The following is an 18,271-nucleotide window of genomic DNA, read 5'->3' on the forward strand; positions in this document are numbered from 1 at the left end:
CATCCTTTGCTTCCTTTATGGCTTTTCTTGACTTTATCGCCGGAGGCGAACGCCATGCGAACCCATGTAAGCAACCGATATTTTCAATATTCGCATCGCCGGATGGAGAAACCGCCGCGAATGGATTTTCATCTTCACGACCGGTTTGAGGTCTATATTTTCATCACCGGAGAAGTCAACTATCTTATTGAAAAAAAGGTTTATCCGCTCCAATACGGCGATCTGCTGATCATGAACAACCGCGAGCTGCACAAGCCGACATTCCGCTCCGACGCGGTCTATGAAAATATCGTCGTCCATTTCGACCCGGCCGTCGCCGACCTGTGGAGGAATGCCGACGATTACGAGATGCTGGACTGCTTCGTCAATCGTCCGAACGGCGAAGGGAACCGCATTCGGCTAACCTCCCGGCAGCTTGATGAGGCGCTTTCGATTTGTCACCGGGCCGAGCAGCTGTCCCGTTCTTCGCTCGAAGGCGGCGGACTGCTCCTGACCGCTTACATGACCGAGCTGCTCGTGCTCGTAAATCAAGCGTTTCGCCAGCAGGTGGCCCGTCCCGACCTTGAAGCGGCCGATTCGCGGCCACTGGCCGTCCACGAGAAGCTCGCGCCGGTGCTCGACTTCATCGACCGTCATCCCGAGCGAGATTTGAGTCTGGAGGCGCTGGAAGGGCTGTTTTTCATGAACCGGTACTATTTGAGCCGGCTGTTCCGGCGCGCGACGGGCAGCACGATCCACGAGTATATTTTGCTCAAGCGCATTGCCCGGGCCAAAAAGCTGCTGCAAGAGGGCCTGAGCGTCACCGAGGCGTGCCAGCTGTCCGGCTTCAACGATTATTCGAACTTCATCCGAATGTTCAAACGGTTCGTCGGCATGCCTCCCGGCCAATACCGCAAGCGCGAATACCGGCCTTGACGGGGTGCACGCTAGTTTATCCTATAACTGGGGGCATCGTCCCATAGTCGCAAAACGGTTTCACGTTTTGGCGGGGCCGGTTGATGACTCGAACCGCAAGGCACGGCTAAGGCGGCATGAACCGAGGGCTACAAGTGCGACATGAGTTCGCAACATCCTCTCTAACGCCAGTGACAAACGCCCTCTTGAAAATTGTGCGGCAATCTGCCAGCTAAAATTTCAATACCGCAGGTGACGACCGATGACGATGGAATGGCTCGTCACAGGTGTCTATTTTGCTGAATCGTACCCAGGCTGGGTAGCGCTTTTTGCTCAAAACGCTGAACCGCCGGTAGCCCAAAATGCGAAATAAGACTGCTTGCTTGCGTTAGCGCTGCCCCTCCCCGGGCACACCCGGACACATGAGGCGGCGAATCCTGCAAAAAATACAACATTTTCCTTATCTTTCACACAAGAGGTGGGGGAATGTTGTATTTTGTACAACAATTTGCGGGCGATTGGCTTCAAATCGAAGAATATCGCCCAAAATGTTGCACTTTCTACAACAATGAACGGCGGATGTGGGTTATTGCCCCGTTTTTGTTGTATAAAATACAACATTGGCTGATCTTTTGAAAATTTGCCGGTGATCTGCCGGCGAATTTTCAGCACCGCAGGCGTCTATACAACAAAGACACAGAGGCTATCTCGTGGAGAGAAAGCCTCTGTGTCTTTGCTTTGCCGCTTACCGGTCTTGCCAGCCTAGGCCGCCGATGCCAATGCTGCTGCCGGTGCCCGGCGCTGATGCGGCTGCCGCAGCCGACGCCAATGCTGCCGCCGATGCCTGCCGCAGCCGACGCCATGCTGCCGCCGATGCCTGCCGCAGACGACGCCAATGCTGCCGCCGATGCCTGCCGCAACTGGTGCCGTCACCGATACCGATATCGGTGCCGATCGCCGCAGCAGGACGCGCAGACGACGCGGCGAAGCGAACCGCTTGCTCGCGGGCCAAGCCGCGCGTTGCCCCGGCTCGCAGGCCCGGGCGCGCTGATGAACAGCGCCCGCGGGCCTGCCCTGCCGGCGAAGCAGGCTGTACGCTATGGCAGCGTCGGTTCATACAGCGCCTGCATGCTGCCGGAAGCGGCGACCTGCCCCGGCGCAGAGCCGATCAGCCGCAAGTATCGGCGAAGCCGCGAACGATGTCCGCCAGCTGTTCCGACGCTTCCATCATGCTCATGTGGCCGGCGGTAGGAATCGTATGCTGCGCGATGTGGCTGCCGCTGGCCGAGAACGTGCGCTCCGGCGCGACGAGCTGGTCCTTCTTGCCGGCCACCAGCAGGACAGGAACGTTCGCCTGCTCCAGCACCCGGTTGCGGTCCGGACGCAATCGCATCCCCTCCAGCGTGCTGACCGCGCCGGCCGGCTTCGTCCCGAGACCGATCTCCCTCGCCTTCCGCACGGCATCCGGCATCGACTCCAAATGCTCCGGCGCGAACAGCCGCGGGATCAGCCCGCCCAGAAATACCGGAAGTCCTTCTTCGCGGATCGTCTGCTGGCTCTTCACTCTTCCCGCTTTCCCCTTCTCGTCATCGGGGTAAGCGGTCGAATGGATCAGCCCGAAGCCGGCCAGCTTGTCCGCATGGCGCTCCGCGAAAGCGAGCGTAATATAGCCGCCAAGCGAATGGCCGAGCATGATCGCCCGCTCGATCCGCAAATGCCCAAGCAGCCCCGCGATATCGTCGGCGAAGGCTTCCATCGGATAAGCGCCGCCTTCCGGCGCCGACGATTGGCCATGCCCCCGCAAATCCGGCGCAATGACCCGGCGGCCGGATGCAAGCAGCGGGATGACGTCATCCCAATAGCCCGCGTTTCCGCAAAACCCGTGCAGCAAAATGAGCGGCGCCCCTTCCCCTTGCCCGGCGTCATAATAAGCGAGCTTCTGGCCGTCCTGCTCATACCAAGCGACATGCTCATTCCTGTTCATTCAGATCCTCCCCTTCCGGCTTTCTCTGCGGTTCGTTTTTCCATTTTATTATACCCTGCTTGTCCGAAAATTTCTTCCGAAACTGTCCAAGCCTGCGCCAGCTGGCGGCGAGCATCGCGGCGTCTCTCCGGCGTTTGGGACAGCGCAAGCAGCCGGGCGGGAAACGCGGGAGAAGCGCGAGCCCAGCGGGTTGTCCGGTCCTGCTGCCCGGAAGGGCATCGCTTCACCGGCCTAAAGATGCATATGCGAACGAACCGCCGCCTTTATCCAGAAAAGAAAAGCAGCCCCCGGGATCGTGCTTCCCAAGAGCTGCCGCTATATTGCAGCGATAACCAGGAAGGCCGGCAAAGCCAGCGCATATCGGCGACGAGCGCTCCTTCTCCTACGGAGTTGTGGCCGGAAGCATGCGCGTCTCTTGAGCCGGGGCCGGCATCATCTTCCCGTCCTGTTATCGGAGCAGATTATTGTGTATCTGTGGGAGCGGGTAAAACTTGTGCTTCTTCGGCAGGAGCAGGCAAGATTTGCGCATCTTCCACCGGCGCGGGCAAAATGCTTGCGTCCGCCGATTCGCTCGGCAGCGATGCGTTCGGGTCCAATTCGGCAACCGGCTTAAATTGGGAGGAAACGTACGTTTCCGCCTTCGGCTCGGTGATGACTTGAGCGTTCATGCTGTCCGGAGCGGGATCGGTCAAGGCGTACTGAATAATGGCCTGGCCGTCCGCGGTGAAGCGAATGCCGGTTACAGCGATGCCGTAGCCCGAGGTCGGTTTTTGGCCGCGGGAGAGAATCACCTTGTTCACGTCTTCATTCACCTGCTCAACCGTCACCTGAACCTCTTCCTGTACGGGGGGCTTTTCCCTTGCCTCTTGAAATTTCTCCACAAAGCTGACCGCCTTGTGCACCCAGACGGCCGCTTCACCGCGGGTCAGCTCCTGCTTCGGATAAAACTTGCGATCCTCACCCAAATCGTAAAATTTGTGCAAAATCAACCGCTGAATGCTGCCGTTGTACTCCGGCGTAATATCCGCTTCGTCCGCGATCGCCACATACATTTTGACAACCGGGTACATCCCCGTCGTGTCCAGCGCCTGAATGACAAAATGCGCAAACTGCTCGCGCGTAATCGTCCCGTTCGGATCGACGTCCTGGGGAATGGAAATGCCGTTCAAGTGCGCGATCACGAAAGACTCGGCGTACCATGCATCATTCGGCACATTTTTGAAGTAGTCGCTGGCTTCGGGCTTTTTGGCAAACTCCATGTTATCGATATTCAGGCCGAACGCCTTCACCAACATATGGATGCTCTGGGCGTAGCTGATTTTACTCTTGGGGGCAAAATGCTCCGCGTCCACGCCGCTTACGATTCCTTTCGCTTTGAGGGCCAGGATCGGCCCGCTCTGGTTCTGGTCGAGATCCGAGAAGGCCATGACCGATCCGGCCGACAACGTTCCGAGCAAAGCGGCAGCGGAGGCTGCCAGCGTCCATTTCTTCAATTTCATCAACATGTTCCACCTTTCAAAATATAGTATGGAAACGCCTATGACGAACAATTCCTGCCGTCATCGGTCGTCACCCGCGGTATTGAAAATTCAGCTTGCAAATAAAGCTGATTTTTCAAATAGATTGCAATCTTTTCCTGACAAACTCATGAGTACTCTCTAAACGCTCCGAAACGGCAAAATGTTGCAGCCATCTTGCAATTTATCGTTTCAAGCAAGCGAAATTCCCTTTCATCCCGTATTCCTTTTGCCGCTGTACTGTGTTAAAATTTTCGGGGGCCGACCGAAAAATGTCGGTTTTTGTAGAATGCGGTACGGCACAGCCGACTGCGTTGTCATCGCTCTTTGAAAAAGTGGATACGGCTGACGGCGACACAGGGCAGCCCGTTGGCTTCAGGCGCAGGTTGTCCGTCTTGCCACAGCCCTATTCAAGCGGGTTTGCGCGACAAAGCGGGCCAGATCCTTGCCGCGCTTCGCCGGAGCAACGCCTGCGTTCCCGAAAAGGCGCTTCCGTGCAGCCGCGGGCCGGCTAAAAAAAGGATTGACCCTCGTACAAAAATTGTGTACTATGATTAACACCTAGTATCCTAATCGGGTTTATAGAATTAGTGGGGGAGGCAAGCCAGCAACATGGCAACCATCAGAAGAAGCATACTTATCGTACTTACACTTGTCCTTTCGATCGGACTCGCTGCCTGCGGCGCGAAGCCGGCCGAACAGCCAAGCGACAGCGGCGGACAGCAAGGCGCGCAAGCAGGCGGAGAAAACTCGCTTGCCGGCAAGAAGATCGCCCTGATCATGCAAATCAACCTGGGCACCTTCTCGTCGCAGTACATCGAAGGCGTGAAGGAGCAGGTCGAGAAGTTCGGGGGCAAACTGACCGTCTTTACGGCTGACGGCGACCTCGCCAAAATGTCCTCCAATCTCGATGCCGCCATCAACCAGCGGTTCGACGGCATTCTGATCGATCATGGTACAGCCGAGGCGCTGGATGCCGGTCTTAAGAAGGCGCTGGAGAGAAATATTCCGGTCGTAGCGTTTGACGCCGCGGTCGACTTGCCGGGCATTACCGTTCTGGAGCAGGCCGACCAGAAGCTGGCGGAAATGACGCTGAACAAGATGTCTGAGGATATCGGCGGCAAAGGCAACATCGTCAAAATTTGGGTAGCCGGATTCGCCCCGATGGAACGCCGGCAAATCGCTTATCAGGAATTCATGGACAAGAACAAGGACATCCAGGAAATCGCTGCATTCGGAGCCGCAACGCAAAACACGGCGCTCGATACGCAATCTCAAATGGAAGCGATTCTGAAGAAGTACCCGAACAAAGGCGACATTACCGCCGTATGGGCTTCCTGGGACGAATTCGCCAAAGGCGCGGCGCGGGCCATTCAGCAGGCCGGCCGTACGGAGATCAAAGTATACGGCATCGATATGAGCGACGAAGATCTGCAGATGATCCAGGACCCGCAAAATCCGTGGGTCGCTTCCGCAGCCGTCGATACGATGGATATCGGACGCATTCAGGTTCGCTACTTGTACCAGAAGCTTCACGGCGATCAGACGCCGCAAAAAGTGGTGCTTGAGCCGGTGCTGATTACGCGCGACAAGCTGCCGAAAGAGCAAATTTCCACGGCTCAGCTCAGCGAGCATGTGGAAGGCTGGGGCAGCAGCCAGCAAGGCTACACCGACTGGATGAAGGAGCTTGAGGCGTCAATCTCCAAGTAAACCGGACAAACCGGCGAGGAAGCTTAGCGATCTCAACCTCATAACTTTAAGCAGCGACTGAGCTTCATCCGTCCCATCGGCCCTTAAGCGGCCGGTGGGATTTTCCGTTGCGCGAAAAGCGCAGGATGGAGGAGCTGCAACGCGAGGAGCTCGATTTCCACAATGACTGGCAAGGAGCGTGAATTCATGTCCGAGTCGAATAACGCCAGCCTGCTGCAAATGACAGGCATCTCCAAATCGTTCCCGGGCGTCCGGGCACTGCAGCAGGTCGATTTCGAGGCGCGCGGCGGCGAGGTGCACGCTTTGCTCGGCGCGAACGGAGCCGGCAAAAGCACACTGATGAAAATTTTATCGGGCGCCTATACCCCCGATGAAGGGCAGATCCGGATCGACGGCTGCAGCCACAAGTTTCACCGCCCGCTGGATGCGATCGCCAGCGGTATTCAATGCGTCTATCAGGAAGTGGATACGGCGATCGTCCCGACGCTGTCGGTCGCCGAGAACATCATGCTCGACCGGATCGCCTCCGGGCGCGGCTGGCTCGATTGGCGCCGGGTGAATCGGGAAGCTGCCGAGGCGCTGGCCGGCATCGGACTGCCCGGGCTTGAAGTAAGCAAGCCGGCTGGCGAGCTGCCGATCGCCCACAAGCAGCTGCTGCTCATTGCCCGGGCGCTCGTGCAGCAGGCCAAGTTCATCATCTTCGACGAGCCGACCGCGCCGCTCAGCGACGAGGAGGCCGACCGGCTGTTCGAGATTATGGAGCGGCTGAAGCAGGACGGCGTCGGCTGCATCTTCATCTCCCACCGGCTGCACGAAGTATTCCGCATCTCCGACCGCGTCACGGTAATGCGCGACGGGCGGCGCGTCTCGACCCGCCTCGCCGCCGAGACGAACGCCAAGGCGGTCGTCGAAGAAATGCTCGGCAAGACGTTCGAGGAAGAATTCCCGAAGGTCCAGGTGCCGATCGGCGAGACGCTGCTCGAGGCGCGCGGCATCCGCTACGGCACCAAGGTGCGCGGCGTCGATCTGACCGTCCGCAGCGGCGAAATCGTCGGCATCGCCGGACTGGTCGGCGCGGGCAAGACCGAGCTGTCCCGCGCGCTGTTCGGCGCCGAGCCGCTCGACGCCGGCGAAATACGCCTGAACGGCCGCCTGCTGAAGCTGTCCGAGCCGAAGGATGCGGTCCGCGCCGGGCTGGCGCTCATCCCGGAGGAACGCCGCAAGCAGGGCATCCTGGTCGAGCAGTCGGTCAAGCATAACCTGTCGCTTCCGCTGCTCGAACGGCTCAGCCGCTTCGGCTTCGTAGGCCGCCGGGCAGAGTCGGACAACGCTGTCGCCCGCATCGGCGAGCTGGGCATTCAGCCTCCGCTGCCGGAGCAGGCGGTGCAATATTTGAGCGGCGGCAACCAGCAGAAGGTAGCCGTCGGCAAGTGGCTGCCGACCGACGCGCAGGTCTATTTGTTCGACGAGCCGACCAAAGGGGTCGACGTCGGAGCCAAAAGCGATATTTTCCGCCTGATCGGCCGCCTTGCCGCGGAAGGCAAAGGCATCGTCTATTTGTCCTGCGAGCTGCAGGAAATTTTGGGCATTGCCGACCGCATCCTCGTCATGAGCTACGGCCGGATCGTCAAGGAACTGCGGCGCGACGAAGCGACCCAGGAAACCATTCTATATTACGCCAGCGCAGGGGAGGAGCAGGATGTTGAAGGATAAGCTGCTGGATTATTCCTATAAGTACGGGGCGCTCGTCATTATCGCCGCCGTCTTCATCGTATTTTCCATCGTGAACGAATACTTTCTCTCTTACGATAACATTACCGACATTTTGCGGTCGATCTCGATCGTGACCTTCGTCGCCATCGGCGTCACCTTCTCGCAGATTGTCGACGGCTTCGACCTGTCGGTCGGTTCCACCGTCTCGCTCACAACCGTCGTCGCCGCCGCGATGATGGTCTGGTACGAGCTGCCGCTCGCCTTCGTGCTGGTCGCGCCGCTTCTCATCGGCGCCGTCATCGGCTTGCTGAACGCGCTGCTCATCGTCAAGGTGCGCATTCCCGACCTGCTCGCGACACTGGCGGTCATGTACATTATCGGCGGAGTGCACAAGACGTACACCAAAGGCTTCTCCATCTACAACAACATGCAGATGCAGGACGGCACGAAGGCTCCCGGCCAATTCCTCGAATCGTTCAAATGGATCGGCCAAGGCAAGCTGCTCGGCATTCCCGTACCGGTCGTGCTGATGCTGCTCGCCGTCATCCTTGTGCATGTTTTCTTGACCTACACCCGCTGGGGCCGCCAAATGTACGTCACCGGCGGCAACCGCGAAGCGGCCCGGCTGTCGGGCATCTCCGTCAACCGCGTGCGCACGTTCGCCTACGTGCTGTCCGGCATTTTCGCCGCGATCGGCGGCGTCCTGTTCGCGGCCCGCGTCGGCTCGGGCCAGATTGACGCCGGCTCGCCGCTGCTGATGGAAGCCGTCGCCGCCGTGTTCGTCGGCTATTCCGTCCTCGGGGCCGGCAAGCCGAACGTCATCGGCACCTTCTTCGGCGCCGTGCTGATCGGCGTGCTGCTGAACGGCCTGACGATGCTCAACATGCCCTATTACGCTTACGATATTGTCAAAGGAACGGTGCTCGTCCTCGCGCTGTCCATCACGTTCATTCATTTGAACCGGCGGCGAGCCTGAAACCGGATGAGCCGGCGGCGCCACGCCTAGGCAGCACGCCTTGCAAGCGCACTTTTCGCAGCGGTCACAACCCGCTCGGAGTGCGCTTTTTCCTTTTTCCGGGCATAAACATATACCTAGATTTGCTATGCATATGATTCCGATGTATAATCGCTTTACAAGGCATAATTGCTTTCATAATGGCAATTCCAATGCCCCAATCGACGAGAGAAAGGCGGTGCCCGCGCAAGGGACGGTCATGAACAAAGAATTGATGAAAGGAAGCACAGGGACGATGATTTTGAATTTGCTCCTGCGGCAGGATCGCTATGGCTACGAGCTGATCAAGGAGCTGGAGCGCGTCTCCGACGGCACATTCGCGCTGAAGGAAGGCACGCTGTATCCGATTCTTCACAGCATGGAGGCCGAGCGGTGGGTTGAATCGTACTGGCAAGAGGTTGACGGCCGCAAGCGCAAGTATTACCGGATTACCGACAACGGCAAGCGGCAGCTGCAGGAGAAAAAGCGGGAATGGCGCGTATTCCGCACCGCCGTGGACCGCGTCCTGGGGGAGGAGCCGGTATGATGGACAGGCACCCGCTTTTGCAGGACTACATACGGGATGTCGGCAGGCAGATCAAGGCCAGGGAGCTGCGCAAGGAGATTACGCAGGAGATAGCCGGCCACCTGGACGATTTAATGGACCGAGGTCGGCAGCAAGGGCATGACGACGATGCGGCGGCCCGCTTCGCGATCGCGCAGATGGGCGATGCGGCGGCGGTCGCGCAGGGGCTGAACCGGGTGCACAAGCCGCGGGTGCCGTGGGGAATGCTGTGCTGCCTGGCGCTGCTGGCCGCGATCGCTCTTATTGCGATGTATGCGGTGCAGCTAAGCTATGACGCCGGTTCGCGGGGTGCAGGGAGGCTGTTCTTCAAGCACGCCGTATTCACGACAGCGGGGATCATGGCCTTCTTCATCATCAGCCGGCTCCCTTATCGCAAGCTGATCCATTTCTCGTGGATGCTTTATATCGGAACGCTCGCACTGGTGCTTGCAACTTATTTCTGGGGCGTGCAGCTTAACGGTACGCGCACCCATTTCCATCTTGGGACACTCTTGGTGGATGCTCAGGCCATAAGCCCTTATCTTTTCATCATATCCGCTGCCGGGATGCTCTATTGGCATAAAGACAAAGCCGGCTGGCGAACCGCGGCGCTGCATACCGCCATGTTCAGCGCAGTGCCGATGCTGTATTACATGGCCGTCTCGTCGCTTCACGATCTGCTGGTCTTCGCAGCCGCCTATGCGCTGCTCATGTATGTCTCGCGGATGGGATGGCGATGGCTGGCACCGCATGCGCTTCTGTCGGCTTGCCTGCTGGGCGGATATGGCTTCAGCCGCGATGGACAAAGGCGATTGACAGGGTTCCTGTATCCGCATGAAGATCCCCGTGGCGCCGGTTATATGTACCTTCAGGTCAAGGATGCGATCCAGTCCGCCGGATGGCTGGGGCGCGGATTCGATTCCATAGTGGAGAAGCTGCCCTATGTCCAAGCAGATGCCATATTTACTTATATCGTTTACAGCTTCGGCTGGCTTGCCGGCCTGCTGGTCGCAGGGATCGTGCTGTTCTTCCTGCTGCAGCTGCTCCAGTCCGCGGCAGCCGTACGCGACCCATACGGAAAAATGCTGATCGCCGGACTCGCCTCCCTGCTGGCCGTACAGTTCATCTGGTGTATCGGAATGTCGCTCGGTCTGCTGCCGATCTCGGCGTCAAGGCTGCCTTTCATCAGCTATGGCGGCAGCAGCCTGCTCGTCCAGTGGGCGGCGGCCGGGCTGATCTACGGCGTATACCGGCGCAAGGACATGATCCGCATCGCGTAACGGACTGGCTCACATCAGGCAGCCTCATCCGCACCGGGGCGGAATGGATGACAGCATGAATTTCGCTTGCCACGAGCCGCAGCTTGCCTCCAGCTGCTGGCGACAAGCTGCCGATGGATGACGCCCTGCCAAAATTTTGTTTTCCGCCGGCAATCGGCTACAATGGGATCGTAAGGGCAACAATCTGAAGACGTTAAGCGAAACGGAGGAATCGCGGATGAGCTCGTTTCAGGAGAAATTAAGCCGATACGCCGAGCTGATCGTGAATGTAGGCGTACAAATTCAGAAGGATCAGAAGCTGGTGGTGAATGCGACGCTGGACGCCGCCGAGCTCGTGCGCTTGATCGCCCGCAAGGCGTATGAAGCGGGAGCCTATCTCGTGAAGGTCAACTGGACGGACGACGAACTAACCCGCATCCGCTACGACCTTGCTCCGGACGAATCGTTCCTGGAGGAGCCGAAATGGTACGCGGCGGAAATGCTCGAGCTCGTCGAGAACAACGCCGCCGTCGTCAGCATCGTCTCCGCGGACCCCGATCTGCTGGCAGGCGTGCCGCAGGAGCGCATCGTCAACTACCGCAAAACCTACGGCAAAGCGATGGCCAAATACCGCGAATATGCGCAATCGGACAAATTCAGCTGGTGCGTCGTCGCCGCTCCTTCCCCGGCCTGGGCGGCCAAAGTGTTCCCGGACGCGCCGGCAGAGCGCCAGACGGAGCTGCTGTGGGACGCCATCTTCCGGGCGGTTCGCGTCGATCGCGACGATCCCGGCGCCGCATGGGAGGAGCACATCAGGACGCTTAACGAGAAGTCCGATTACCTGAACGCCAGGCAGTTCAAGAAGCTGCATTACAAAGCGCCGGGGACCGACCTGACCGTCGAGCTGCCGGAAGGGCATCTGTGGGTGGCCGCCGACAGCGTCAACGTGCGGGGCGGAAGATTCGTCGCCAACCTGCCGACAGAGGAAGTGTTCACCGCGCCGCTCGCTACCGGCGTGAACGGCACTGTCTCCAGCACGAAGCCGCTCAGCTACGGCGGCACGATCATCGACGGCTTCAAGCTGACGTTCGAGAACGGACGCATCACCCATGTAACCGCCGAGCGCGGACTGGACACGCTGCAAGGGCTGATCGACATGGACGAAGGCTCGCGCTTCCTCGGCGAAATGGCGCTCGTGCCGCACCGCTCGCCCATATCGGAGTCGAACCTCCTGTACTACAATACGCTGTTCGATGAGAACGCCTCCTGCCACTTCGCCATCGGCAGCGCCTACGCCTTCAACCTGAAGGGCGGCAAGGAAATGTCGCAGGAGGAGCTGCGCCGCGCCGGCCTGAACACCAGCATCACGCATGTCGATTTCATGATCGGCTCGCCGGAGCTGGATATCGACGGCATCGCAGCGGACGGCTCGGTCGAGCCGATCTTCCGTCAGGGCAACTGGGCGTTCTGAGCTTGCCTGGTTCAACCTTGCCAACGGCTGCCGGTTTTTATGCCCGGGCAGCCGTTTCCCATCATTGGGCACGGGGCGCGCCCGGGATCTGGTCTCCGCCATCCCCCACATCGTCACAATCCCTCAGACTCAGACACTGCGCGCTGATGTGCCGCCCCCTCCTGGGCCTCGGCTTGTTTCCACCGGCCGCCCATTTTTCCATTTCCTTAAGCGAGCTTTGAAAATCCAGGCCTTTGGGCGTTAGCGAATAAAAGAAAAAGCCCTGCACCCGTAGGTACAGAGCTCCGGCCCTCCCGCCGATTAGCCGATTAACGGAAGTTCATATTTCCGGCCAGCTGTTGTTCGGCGATTTGGACCAGTCTGCGGGTAATATGACCGCCGATGGCGCCCGTATCGCGCGTAGCCATGTAGCCGTAGTAACCGTCTTGCGGGATTTGAATACCCAGCTCTTGAGCGACCTCGAATTTCAATTGCTGCAGCGCTGCGGATGCTTGTTGAACGACCAGAGAATTGCTAGAACGGCTTTGGCCTGTTCCCATGACACTCAGCTCCTTTAGTGGAATGTAACTGTATTATGTGGCAGGAAAAGCCTCTCTATGCATAGCAGTCAAAAAATTTTGGCACATGCTCCGTTCGGGGACAAGCTGGCAGATGATACCGAATTGGCGCAGGCCGCAGACGGCGAGTCCGAAGCCGCAAGGCCCGAAGCGCAAGACGGGGGCGCAAGACGGGGGCGCAAGACGGGGGCGCAAGGCGGCGGCGCAAGGCCGATGCGCAAGGCCGATGCGCAAACGGAGGCGCTTCAGGGACGAAGAAGGCCGCTGATGGCCGAAGCCGCACGACAAAGAGCGCAGCTGAAGAAGCGACCGAAGCTTCCGCTGCGCTCTTTGCCTGGTATGCGCCGCTTTCCCTGCCCTTCATTCACGCTTGCCTCGCCTCCAGCCGGCGCGCGATCAAGGACAGCGGGTAGTTGACGGCAAAATAAATCAGGGCGGTCAGCAGCAAAATCGGAATGACCCAGTTGACGTTTTGCCCCGTTATAATTTGGGCGTTGTGCATCAGCTCCGACAGCGAAATAATGACAGCCAGCGACGTATCCTTCAGCAGCGCGATGAACTGGCTGACCATCGGCGGCATCATTCTTCTTAAGCCCTGCGGCAGCACGATATGCCACAGCGTCTGGGGATATGTCAGTCCTGAGGAGCGGGCTGCCTCTATCTGCCCCTTGTCGATCGAGTTCAAGCCGCCGCGCACAATCTCAGAGATCATGGCCGCTTCGAAAACCGTCAGCGCGACGATCGCCGCCATTTCCACGCTCAGCTTGATGCCTACCTCCGGAAGAGCGAAGCGGGTGAAGAAAATGATCAAGATGAGCGGCAAATTGCGGATCGTCTCGACCAGCACCGCCATCGCCTGCGAGACGACCGGGATTTTGGCGTAGCGCAGCGTGCCGACGAGCGCGCCGAATACGAACGACAGCACGATGGCGGCGAATGCGACCTTCAGCGTCACCATCAAGCCCTTCAGCAAAAATGTCAAGTTATCCGGAGAATAAGCTCCGATAAAATCCACAGGCTGCCTTCACCTCCTCATGGCCCTTCCGGGGAACAGCCGGCTTGCCGGCCCCTGTCGTCCGCCCGTCCCGCTTCATCCGCTTCTCGCCAGCCGCCTCTCCAAATATTGAACGCCCATGCTGAGCGGTATCGTCAGCGCCAGATAGAACATGGCGGCAAAAATATACACCTCAAACGTCACGAACGAGCGGGTCGCCACAATATCCGCGTAGTACATCAGGTCCATGCCGGCGACGACGCCGAGCACGGACGAATTTTTGACGAGATTCAAAAATTGGTTGCCCAGCAGGGGAATGACGATGTTGATCGCCTGCGGCAGCACGATATGGCGCATCGTCTGCCCGTAGGTCATGCCGGAGGATCGGGCGGCCTCCGTCTGCCCGACGGGAACGGACTGAATGCCCGCGCGGACCGCTTCCGCGATAAAGGCCGCCGTGTAAATCGTCAGGCCGATCGTGCCGGATTGGAAGCCGTCCAGCGGCAGCTTGAGGGCCGGGGAGCCCAGAAAAAAGATCGACACGATCACCAGCAGCGGAACATTGCGGACAAACTCGACGTACGCCGTGCCGAACCAATTGAGCGGCTTCACCGGCGCAATGCGCATGATGGCGATAAGCGTGCCGAGGACGAAGCTGGCGATCAGCGCGATGAGGCTCGCCTTGAGCGTATTGCCGAAGCCTTCCGCATACATGTCCCAATATTTAGGCAGGATATCCCATTGGAAATCGCCGAACATGCTCCGCAGCTCTCCTCCCTTCCTCGTAACCTTCTTGCAGGGCCGCGCGTTCCGGCGAAGCGGGGGAGCGCCCCCCGCCCGGACGCCGCGCCTTCACTTCAGCATCGCCGGCCCGCCTGCGCAGCCCGGGCTCCGGGCTTAATCCGCCGGCTTTTCCCCAATCCACTTCTCGTAGATCTTGTCGTACTCGCCGCTGTCCTTCAGCTCCTTCAGAAAATCGTTGACATAGCTTACGAACTCCGCATCGCCCTTGCGGATCGCCATGCCGTAAGGCTCGTCGGTGAACGTGCCGCCGACGACCTCGAACGCCGGGTCCTGCTGCTGCATGCCGTACAAGATCGCATTGTCCGTCGTGAGCGCGTCGCCCTGCCCCGCTTTCAAGGCGGTGAAGGCGTCCTGATAGTTCTCGAACTCGAGCACCGTCGTCTCTTTCGCCTTCTCCCGGATATTGACGGCCGATGTGGAGCCTTTGACGGCGAGCACTTTGGTGCCCTTGGTCAAATCGGCGATCGACTTGATCGGGCTGCCCTTCTTCACGAGCAGCGACTGCCCCGCCTTGAAGTACACATCGGAGAAATCGACCTGCTGCTTGCGCTCCTCGTTGATCGTCATCGTCGCAATGATGATGTCGATCTCGCCGTTGTCCAGCATCGGAATGCGCGTCTTCGAGGTAACCTCCTTCAGCTCGATGTTGCTTTCGTCTCCTAAAATGCGGCCGGCCAGCTTCTTGGCGATATCGATGTCGAAGCCTTCCACCTGGCCGCTGCCCGGGTCCTTGAGGCCGAACAGCTTCGTATCGAATTTGACCCCCGCGACGAGCTTGCCGCGCTGCTTGATCGTCTCCAGGGTGCCGGCTTTCGCGGCGGGTGCCGGATCTGCGCCTTGCTGCCGCTCCTCATCCCCTCCGCCCGAAGCTCCTGTCCCGCAGGCAGCCAGCACCGCGAGCAGCAGCGTCAGCGATATGCCGAGCGACAACAAGCGTCTTGCCTTTTTTCTCATAACGCGTTCTTCCCCTTTCTCCACACATCCCTGATTCATCAGCTAATGGTGCAGCAGACGGCTGAGGAACGCCCTGGCCCGCTCCTCCTTCGGACTTGCGAAAAATGGCTCCGGCGGCGACTCCTCGACGATCTGACCCTGGTCCATAAAAACGATGCGGTCCGCGACTTCGCGGGCAAAGCCCATCTCATGGGTGACGACGACCATCGTCATGCCCTCTCCTGCCAAGGCGCGCATCACGTCCAGCACCTCCCCGATCATCTCGGGATCGAGCGCCGAGGTCGGCTCGTCGAACAACATGATCTTCGGCTTCATGGCCAGCCCCCGGGCGATCGCCACCCGCTGCTGCTGCCCGCCGGACAGCTCGGCAGGATAGGCGTGCGCCTTGTCGGGAATGCCGACCTTGTTCAGATAGAACATAGCAGTTTCGTGCGCTTCCTGCTTCGAAATTTTGCGGACCTTGATCGGGGCGAGCGTAATGTTTTCGAGGACAGTCTTGTGCGGATATAAGTTAAAATGCTGGAAAACGATACCGATGTTACGGCGGAGCTGATTGATGTCCGTTTTCCTATCATGGACCTTGACCTCTTCCACAGTCAGCTCTCCGCTCGTGATCGTTTCCAGCCCGTTGATGCAGCGAAGCAGCGTGCTTTTGCCTGAGCCGGAAGGACCTACGACGACGACGACTTCCCCTTGCCCGATCTCGAGATTGATCGATTTCAGCACATGGAACGACCCAAAGTGCTTGTTCACATCGCGAAACCGTATCAAACGCGATCCCCCCTTAAACGTCGATTGGAAAGCAGGCGATCGTCCGCTGGCAGGCAGTCTGCCGCATGCGGCGGAAGCGGTATAAGCTCGCAGGCTCTAGTCCTATTTGCCGCACGGGAATGAAAAGGGCATCGGCCTAACCTCCCGCCTGATTAACATGTATACGAGAATTTCAGACAATTATTCCCGCTTTGGGGCAAATTCGTGAAAACGCGAGTTCTAGCAATTCGCGCATATGCTATAATAAATAGGATAAACGATAGAATGGGCCGCTGGCTTGCGATGAGCGGACTTGGCGCGATTATGTGGTGCATTCGGACAGGCCGCTCCGCTATGCCCGATACGGCCGCTACCGCTTTCCCCGACCGAAAGCGCAGAAGACGAAGAAAAGTTGACATCGATTGAGGAGGGAACTTCATTGAAACGTTGGATTCGTCGGATGCTGCCCCTTGCGATTAGCCTTGCCGCCGTTTCGGCGGCAGCTGCTGCACCGGACGGTGCGCCGGTGACGATCCAGTACGCCGCGGCGGCTCCCGCCGCTGACGCCGCTTCCTCCAGCTTTCGCGACACTGCCGGCCATTGGGCCGCCGAAACGATCGAATGGGCGGTCAAGAACGAGCTGGTGGACGGCTACGAGGATGGCACGTTCCGCCCCGACGACGCCGTGTCCGAGCCCGAATTTGTGGCCATGCTGCTCAGAGCTTATCCGGAGTCGGGCGTGAAGCCGGCCGCGGCCGGCAAGCCGTGGTATGAGCCCTACTACGCCTATATCCAAAGCCAGGGCTGGCCGCTAGGCGCAAGCGCCGAGCGCAGCGAATATACCCGCGGCGACGTTGCCAGGCTGATCGCCGGCTCGCGCATCGGCGACGCGCCGGTCGAGCAAGCGGTCCAATATATGCTGGACCGCGGCTGGTCGCAAGGCAAGACGGCCGCCACCGTCCAAGGCTTCGCCGCCGGCGATCCGCTGACCCGGGCCGAAGCGGTGCAGTTTATCCGCAATTTGCAGCAAAGCGGCTTCACGCTGGCGGATACGGCAGGCGGCGGAAGCAGCGGCGCAGAGGCCGGCGCGAATGCGGGTCCACAGGCCGGAGCGCCGGCTCGTCCGGGCAGCGGCCAAGCGCCGCAGGACGGGTCGTCCGCCGCTTCGGGCGCAGCTCAGGCGCCGCAGCAGGACGCGGCTTCGGCATCGATAACCGTAAGCGGCATCTCGATCGGCGACAGCGAATCGTCGGTGCTGCGCAAGCTGGGGCAGCCGGCTCGCAAAGATCCCGGCGAATACGATTTTGAATGGTATATTTATAATGAAGTGTACGCGAACTACTTGCAGGTCGGCATCCATGACGGCAAGGTGGTCGCCCTGTTCTCGCCTTCAGATAATTGGCGGGACGCGAAAGGCATCGAGGACGGCAGCACCAGGGAAGATGTGGTGCGGACATATGGCGAGCCGCTCAAATCGATCCTGAAGGGCAAGACCCGTTTCGTGCAAAACTACGGCAACGACGAATACGGCACCTACGAGCTGGGCGACGCCTACGTCACCTTCTTCTACGACCTGCACCGCAACAACGCGGTCTCGGGCGTTCAGGCAATCGCCAAGCAGACGGAGCTGGAGCGGGTGTCCTTCTATCCGGAGGAAAAAGAGGAGATCGCCGAAGCGTTCGAGCGCCAAATCTTCGACCTGGCGAACGCCTTCCGCGTCAAGCTGGGGAAACGGCCCTTCACCTGGGACGACGATGCTGCCGCTACCGCCAAAAGCCACGCTGCCGATATGGCGGCGAACAGTTACTTCGATCACAAAAACTTGAAGGGACAGACGCCCTTCGACCGGATGGAGGCAAGCGGCATTCGCTTTACCGCGGCGGCCGAGAACATCGCCGCCGGCCAGCCGAGCGCCATCTTCGCCCATTACAGCTGGGTCAATTCGGCATCGCACCGCAAAAGCCTGCTCAGCGATATCGAGCGGCTCGGCACCGGCGTCGCCTTCGGCGGCACGATGCACGTGTATTACGGGCAAAACTTTTATACGCCTTGATTGCCAGCTGCTGATCACACCAACGCCCCGCCAGGCTTCCGTGACCGGAATG

The 18,271-nt window shown here is 59.4% G+C and carries 17 protein-coding genes; 9 read left to right on the top strand and 8 right to left on the bottom strand.

Features of this window, described 5'->3' with window-relative positions:
• Positions 1-54 precede the first annotated feature (54 nt).
• A complete protein-coding gene (locus F591_RS0106975) occupies positions 55-915 on the top strand; it encodes an AraC family transcriptional regulator (RefSeq protein WP_156829477.1) in 861 nt (286 codons plus the stop codon).
• 312 nt (positions 916-1,227) lie between these two features.
• Here F591_RS0106975 and F591_RS31285 read toward each other — a convergent pair whose 3' ends face one another.
• The 3 genes from F591_RS31285 to F591_RS0107000 all read right to left on the bottom strand — a co-directional run bounded on the left by F591_RS31285 (position 1,228) and on the right by F591_RS0107000 (position 4,377).
• Entirely contained in the window at positions 1,228-1,566 is a 339-nt protein-coding gene (locus tag F591_RS31285) for a hypothetical protein (protein WP_156829478.1), read from the bottom strand.
• Between the two features lie 496 nt (positions 1,567-2,062).
• Positions 2,063-2,878, bottom strand: coding sequence for an alpha/beta fold hydrolase (locus F591_RS0106990; RefSeq protein WP_019533878.1), 816 nt, complete (start codon positions 2,876-2,878; stop codon positions 2,063-2,065).
• A gap of 461 nt (positions 2,879-3,339) precedes the next feature.
• Positions 3,340-4,377, bottom strand: a complete 1,038-nt coding sequence (locus F591_RS0107000; RefSeq protein ID WP_019533880.1) for a protease complex subunit PrcB family protein — start codon at positions 4,375-4,377, stop codon at positions 3,340-3,342.
• A gap of 630 nt (positions 4,378-5,007) precedes the next feature.
• On the opposite strand from F591_RS0107000, the gene F591_RS0107005 reads away from it, so the two are divergent.
• From F591_RS0107005 to F591_RS0107030, 6 genes are all read left to right on the top strand, one after another.
• A complete protein-coding gene (locus F591_RS0107005; protein ID WP_019533881.1) occupies positions 5,008-6,105 on the top strand; it encodes a sugar ABC transporter substrate-binding protein in 1,098 nt (365 codons plus the stop codon).
• 186 nt (positions 6,106-6,291) lie between these two features.
• Positions 6,292-7,818 (top strand): sugar ABC transporter ATP-binding protein, encoded by a 1,527-nt coding sequence (locus F591_RS0107010; RefSeq protein WP_019533882.1) that lies wholly within the window; start codon positions 6,292-6,294, stop codon positions 7,816-7,818.
• Entirely contained in the window at positions 7,808-8,794 is a 987-nt protein-coding gene (locus F591_RS0107015) for an ABC transporter permease (RefSeq protein WP_019533883.1), read from the top strand. The genes F591_RS0107010 and F591_RS0107015 overlap by 11 nt, the downstream gene beginning before the upstream one ends.
• 238 nt (positions 8,795-9,032) lie before the next feature.
• Positions 9,033-9,359, top strand: coding sequence for a PadR family transcriptional regulator (locus F591_RS0107020; protein WP_019533884.1), 327 nt, complete (start codon positions 9,033-9,035; stop codon positions 9,357-9,359).
• On the top strand, positions 9,356-10,657 hold the full coding sequence (locus F591_RS29460; protein WP_026326422.1) for an FtsW/RodA/SpoVE family cell cycle protein: 1,302 nt from the start codon (positions 9,356-9,358) through the stop codon (positions 10,655-10,657). The genes F591_RS0107020 and F591_RS29460 overlap by 4 nt, the downstream gene beginning before the upstream one ends.
• A 217-nt stretch (positions 10,658-10,874) precedes the next feature.
• The gene (locus F591_RS0107030) at positions 10,875-12,107 is read left to right on the top strand and encodes an aminopeptidase (RefSeq protein ID WP_019533886.1); all 1,233 of its coding nucleotides are present in this window, start codon (positions 10,875-10,877) and stop codon (positions 12,105-12,107) included.
• Between the two features lie 308 nt (positions 12,108-12,415).
• Here F591_RS0107030 and F591_RS0107040 read toward each other — a convergent pair whose 3' ends face one another.
• A complete protein-coding gene (locus F591_RS0107040) occupies positions 12,416-12,646 on the bottom strand; it encodes an alpha/beta-type small acid-soluble spore protein (RefSeq protein WP_019533887.1) in 231 nt (76 codons plus the stop codon).
• 112 nt (positions 12,647-12,758) lie between these two features.
• Here F591_RS0107040 and F591_RS31290 point away from each other — a divergent pair, with 112 nt between their 5' ends.
• On the top strand, positions 12,759-12,932 hold the full coding sequence (locus F591_RS31290) for a hypothetical protein (protein ID WP_156829479.1): 174 nt from the start codon (positions 12,759-12,761) through the stop codon (positions 12,930-12,932).
• A 96-nt stretch (positions 12,933-13,028) separates the two neighbouring features.
• On the opposite strand, the gene F591_RS0107045 is transcribed toward F591_RS31290, so the two are convergent.
• The 4 genes from F591_RS0107045 to F591_RS0107060 all read right to left on the bottom strand — a co-directional run bounded on the left by F591_RS0107045 (position 13,029) and on the right by F591_RS0107060 (position 16,187).
• Positions 13,029-13,679, bottom strand: coding sequence for an amino acid ABC transporter permease (locus F591_RS0107045; protein ID WP_019533888.1), 651 nt, complete (start codon positions 13,677-13,679; stop codon positions 13,029-13,031).
• A gap of 75 nt (positions 13,680-13,754) precedes the next feature.
• The gene (locus F591_RS0107050) at positions 13,755-14,417 is read right to left on the bottom strand and encodes an amino acid ABC transporter permease (RefSeq protein ID WP_019533889.1); all 663 of its coding nucleotides are present in this window, start codon (positions 14,415-14,417) and stop codon (positions 13,755-13,757) included.
• A 138-nt stretch (positions 14,418-14,555) separates the two neighbouring features.
• Positions 14,556-15,416, bottom strand: a complete 861-nt coding sequence (locus F591_RS0107055) for a transporter substrate-binding domain-containing protein (RefSeq protein WP_019533890.1) — start codon at positions 15,414-15,416, stop codon at positions 14,556-14,558.
• Between the two features lie 42 nt (positions 15,417-15,458).
• Positions 15,459-16,187 carry an amino acid ABC transporter ATP-binding protein gene (locus tag F591_RS0107060; RefSeq protein ID WP_019533891.1) on the bottom strand — a complete coding sequence of 243 codons (729 nt, stop codon included), beginning with the start codon at positions 16,185-16,187 and terminating at the stop codon, positions 15,459-15,461.
• Positions 16,188-16,605: 418 nt separating this feature from the next.
• Here F591_RS0107060 and F591_RS0107065 point away from each other — a divergent pair, with 418 nt between their 5' ends.
• A complete protein-coding gene (locus F591_RS0107065; protein ID WP_245580992.1) occupies positions 16,606-18,219 on the top strand; it encodes a CAP-associated domain-containing protein in 1,614 nt (537 codons plus the stop codon).
• Positions 18,220-18,271 lie beyond the last annotated feature (52 nt).

The sequence above is a fragment of the Paenibacillus ginsengihumi DSM 21568 genome (assembly GCF_000380965.1).
Lineage (GTDB): Bacteria > Bacillota > Bacilli > Paenibacillales > NBRC-103111 > Paenibacillus_G > Paenibacillus_G ginsengihumi.

What these genes read in the sequence shown, in the direction of transcription:
- F591_RS0107040 (WP_019533887.1), bottom strand. Translation starts at nt 12,646, where the DNA reads ATGGGAACAGGCCAAAGCCGTTCTAGCAATTCTCTGGTCGTTCAACAA.
- F591_RS0107010 (WP_019533882.1), top strand. Translation starts at nt 6,292, where the DNA reads ATGTCCGAGTCGAATAACGCCAGCCTGCTGCAAATGACAGGCATCTCC.
- F591_RS0106975 (WP_156829477.1), top strand. Translation starts at nt 55, where the DNA reads ATGCGAACCCATGTAAGCAACCGATATTTTCAATATTCGCATCGCCGG.
- F591_RS29460 (WP_026326422.1), top strand. Translation starts at nt 9,356, where the DNA reads ATGATGGACAGGCACCCGCTTTTGCAGGACTACATACGGGATGTCGGC.
- F591_RS0107020 (WP_019533884.1), top strand. Translation starts at nt 9,033, where the DNA reads ATGAACAAAGAATTGATGAAAGGAAGCACAGGGACGATGATTTTGAAT.
- F591_RS31290 (WP_156829479.1), top strand. Translation starts at nt 12,759, where the DNA reads ATGATACCGAATTGGCGCAGGCCGCAGACGGCGAGTCCGAAGCCGCAA.
- F591_RS0107050 (WP_019533889.1), bottom strand. Translation starts at nt 14,417, where the DNA reads ATGTTCGGCGATTTCCAATGGGATATCCTGCCTAAATATTGGGACATG.
- F591_RS0107055 (WP_019533890.1), bottom strand. Translation starts at nt 15,416, where the DNA reads ATGAGAAAAAAGGCAAGACGCTTGTTGTCGCTCGGCATATCGCTGACG.
- F591_RS0106990 (WP_019533878.1), bottom strand. Translation starts at nt 2,878, where the DNA reads ATGAACAGGAATGAGCATGTCGCTTGGTATGAGCAGGACGGCCAGAAG.
- F591_RS0107030 (WP_019533886.1), top strand. Translation starts at nt 10,875, where the DNA reads ATGAGCTCGTTTCAGGAGAAATTAAGCCGATACGCCGAGCTGATCGTG.
- F591_RS0107005 (WP_019533881.1), top strand. Translation starts at nt 5,008, where the DNA reads ATGGCAACCATCAGAAGAAGCATACTTATCGTACTTACACTTGTCCTT.
- F591_RS0107000 (WP_019533880.1), bottom strand. Translation starts at nt 4,377, where the DNA reads ATGAAATTGAAGAAATGGACGCTGGCAGCCTCCGCTGCCGCTTTGCTC.